Raw genomic sequence first — 3,491 nt, forward strand, 5'->3', positions numbered from 1 at the left:
ACTTCTTTGAACACGATCCTCATGGCCATGGGTATAGTATTTGTGTTGTTTGTCATTGCTACCGTGATCTGGATATATTACCCGGCCGAAGGCTTCATAAAATATTTGCTGATGGTTACCATTGTTGCAGCCGTGGTTGTAATTGTCGTACTGATACAGAAAGCGGTCTTTTTGACCCCATTGTGGCTGGCGATCGTTGTTGCCGGAATCATGTATTACAACTTGCCCATCATGATCATCGGGGGTATAATCTGCTTCACCATCAACCTGGTACTGATACTGTATGTTCCCGGACCTGGACTTGTAGGAATGGGGTTGGCTGACCTGGTCGGGAATCCGTTGACCTTCGTTCTGGTGATAGGATGTGCCATCGTTACCGCGGTGAAGGGTTACAACCTGATCAATTTGATAATTTCATCCGAGGAAGAAGCCAAAAAGTTAAGATTGAAAGCCGAAAATATGGTCCAGAGTTCCCAGGAGGCAGCGGAAAAGGTTTCGGATGCCAGTGAAGACCTGTTCAGTTCTGCAGAAAGTATCAATGCTTCGGTACAGGAAATCGCTTCCACAGCCAACGAGTTTGCAACCAGTGTTCAGGAGTTGTCGATGAGGTCCAACAGGATGGCCGAGTCAAGTCAAACGGTGAACGAGAAGGCTTCCGTGGGGCGTGAAGAAGTAGAAAATACTCACAAACAGATTGACGTAATCGGGAAAGTTATTGAAGGGGTATTGAGTTCGGTTGAAGGGGTAATCAAGAAAACGATGGAAATAGGCAAAATGGTAACCTCCATCAATGAAATTTCCAGCCAGACCAACCTTCTTGCATTGAATGCGGCTATCGAAGCTGCAAGAGCGGGTAGCTATGGACAGGGTTTTGCCGTGGTTGCTGATGAGGTCAGAAAATTGTCGGAACAGACTGCACTTTCTGCCAGCAATATTTCCGCAATAGTGGAAGAAAACGAGCTGGAATCCAGTGCCACCATGAAAGAGATTTCCCATGGCGTGAAACAGATCAAGGAAAGCTCGGTGGTAATAGAAAAAACAGCCGATAATTTAAAGGAAATTATTGCCGCCATCGAAACTGTAAGTGCACAGATCGTGGACCTGGCTACCATGGGAGAAGCGCTGGAAGCTAACAGTGAAAACATGGCAGCAACAGCGCAACAACAATCAGCTTCCGTTCAGGAGCTGAGTGAACTGGCCCGCAATCTGAAAGACACTGCTGCCGATCTGGCTGAAAAAATGAAAGAATAGCGAGAAATAGACCATTTCTGGAAAAACAAGTATAGAAATTCCCCTTTTGGGGGCAGAATAGGGATGATCGATGTTTTCGAAAAGGAGATATTATTTTGAAAAAAGATGTGGGGTCCAGAAAGCATGTTTACATCGTTGTCATGGTGGCAGTATTGATGATAGCAGGGGGTATTCTGGTCATTTTCGGTGAAGGCGTATATGAAAAATATATCCCGTGGAAGGGTAGGGGAGAAATATCCGAAACAACTGAAGAGAACAAACTTGTCGGCTTGCAATACATCTTTACCGTCTGCCAACATAATAGAACGGAATACGTGTCCACATTGCCACCCGAGATATCTGCTGCGATGAACCTGAACTCTGCAGCATCGGCGGGGGAGGGGGACACAGTGGATCTTGTTCTTCCGGAAGGATGGTATTTTGCAGAATTTGATGGGCAGAAAATATTTACTTTTGTTGGTGAACTCTGCCCCGATTGCCATGGGCATTACTACCTGGGGAATCATGATGGAAAAATTGCCAAGTTCAGGGGAATCCCCCCCAGGGGAGTGTTGATCGAGGACCTGGAAATTGAAGTAAAAGACATCAACAGGGAAATCCTCGATGATGGCGTTATATTCCACAGCAACGAAGAGATGATCGAATTGCTGGAAGACTTTTCGTCGTAAGGCGCCGATTCGTTTTCGACAACGATCGGGCGCTGGTTTTTTTTCTTTGCTTGATCAGCAACCAAGCGGATGTACCATTATCCGGCTTATTTTTTTGTACGGGAAGGAATCAACCGGGGATTTAAAGAATAAAAAAACATAGATGTAACCGGATGAGGAGAAAAAACATGCGCCTTGTAGGTATCGATCCAGGACTGGCTCTTGTAGGTTACGGTGTCGTTGAAAAAACGGGCCAGGGGGAATACAATCGCATTGATTCCGGTTGTATTTCCACGGACAAGAATATGGATGTACCGGAACGATTGGAAATTATCCATACATCCGTTGACGAAATTATCAATACTTACCAACCCCGTGCCCTGGTCCTGGAAAAAATATTTTTCAATAAAAATGTTACCACGGCCATCAAGGTCGGTGAGGCAAGGGGAGTTATATTGCTTGCCGCAGCATTCTACAAACTTGAAGTATTTGAATACACGCCGCTTCAGATCAAACAGATGGTGACAGGTTATGGGCGGGCCACAAAAGATCAGGTTCAGAAAATGGTCAAAATTCACTTGAATATTATCGAGCATAAATTCCGCCACGACGATGAATCGGATGCCCTGGCTGTCTGCCTGTGTCATCTTCAGCAGAGCAGGTGGACGGAGCTGTTGAAAGGAAGATCCGGAAATGATTGACTACATAAAAGGGGTAATCACGGAAAAAGAACCGGGTTGGATTACCGTGGGTGTTGGCGGCGTGGGGGTAAAGATCGATGTTCCCCTCTCTTATTTTGAAAATAATAGCTGGCAACCCGGAACGGAACTTCATCTTTTCACCCGGCTGATAATCAGGGAAGATGGGGTAAACCTTTACGGTTTTTCCACTTCCGAGGAACGGATCCTTTTTGACCTGATCACAAGTGTTCCCGGGTTTGGCCCCCGCCTTGGACTCTCCGTGCTGGGAACACTACCCGCCCGAGATTTTTACGGGGCCATCCTGGAGAGCGATATAGAAACGCTCTGCATAGTCCCGGGAATAGGGAAAAAACTGGCGCAACGCCTGATTCTGGAATTGAGAGAGAAGATGCAGGAGTTGGTTGCCCTTCCAGCAGCCTGGGAAACTTCCGGAATTTCAAAACCCGGTCCCAGGGAGGAGGCGCTCAGGGCTCTCAGCAATCTAGGCTATTCACGCAGCGAATTGTTACCGGTTCTGAATCTTGTACTTGCAGAGGAGGAAACTCCTTCTACCGAAGATCTGGTCAAACTGGCATTGAAGAAGCTGGCTTCTCGTTGAAATGTAGGGGGTAAACAGTTTGAAAGAAAGAATCGTTTCATCAAAGATACAGGAAGAGGATACCTTTCAGCATAGTATAAGGCCCCGGACGCTGGATGAATTTATCGGGCAGAAGAAGATCAAAGAGAAATTGGATATTTACATACAGGCGGCACGGGGTAGAAAGGAGTCCCTGGACCATGTTTTGCTTTATGGCCCCCCCGGACTGGGTAAAACCACCCTGTCGCATATCATATCACATGAAATGGGTGTGAATATCAAGGTCACTTCGGGGCCGGCACTGGAAAGACCGGG

Annotated in this window: 5 protein-coding genes; all 5 read left to right on the forward strand. The window is 46.7% G+C overall.

The window, feature by feature from the left end:
* On the forward strand, positions 1-1,251 hold a 1,251-nt coding region (locus GX364_07045), incomplete at its 5' end, for a hypothetical protein (GenBank protein ID NLI70601.1).
* A gap of 95 nt (positions 1,252-1,346) precedes the next feature.
* Complete coding sequence (locus GX364_07050) at positions 1,347-1,919, forward strand: hypothetical protein (protein ID NLI70602.1); 573 nt, start codon at positions 1,347-1,349, stop codon at positions 1,917-1,919.
* 167 nt (positions 1,920-2,086) lie between these two features.
* Positions 2,087-2,599 (forward strand): crossover junction endodeoxyribonuclease RuvC, encoded by a 513-nt coding sequence (gene ruvC, locus GX364_07055; protein NLI70603.1) that lies wholly within the window; start codon positions 2,087-2,089, stop codon positions 2,597-2,599.
* On the forward strand, positions 2,592-3,197 hold the full coding sequence (ruvA, locus tag GX364_07060) for a Holliday junction branch migration protein RuvA (protein NLI70604.1): 606 nt from the start codon (positions 2,592-2,594) through the stop codon (positions 3,195-3,197). Before ruvC ends, ruvA begins: the two co-directional genes overlap by 8 nt.
* 19 nt (positions 3,198-3,216) lie before the next feature.
* On the forward strand, positions 3,217-3,491 hold a 275-nt coding region (locus GX364_07065; GenBank protein ID NLI70605.1), incomplete at its 3' end, for an AAA family ATPase.

The organism is Bacillota bacterium, from assembly GCA_012518215.1.
Classification (GTDB): Bacteria; Bacillota; Dethiobacteria; order DTU022; family PWGO01; genus JAAYSV01.

Coding starts and splice junctions, on each gene's coding strand:
- ruvC (NLI70603.1), top strand. CDS start 2,087: ATGCGCCTTGTAGGTATCGATCCAGGACTGGCTCTTGTAGGTTACGGT.
- ruvA (NLI70604.1), top strand. CDS start 2,592: ATGATTGACTACATAAAAGGGGTAATCACGGAAAAAGAACCGGGTTGG.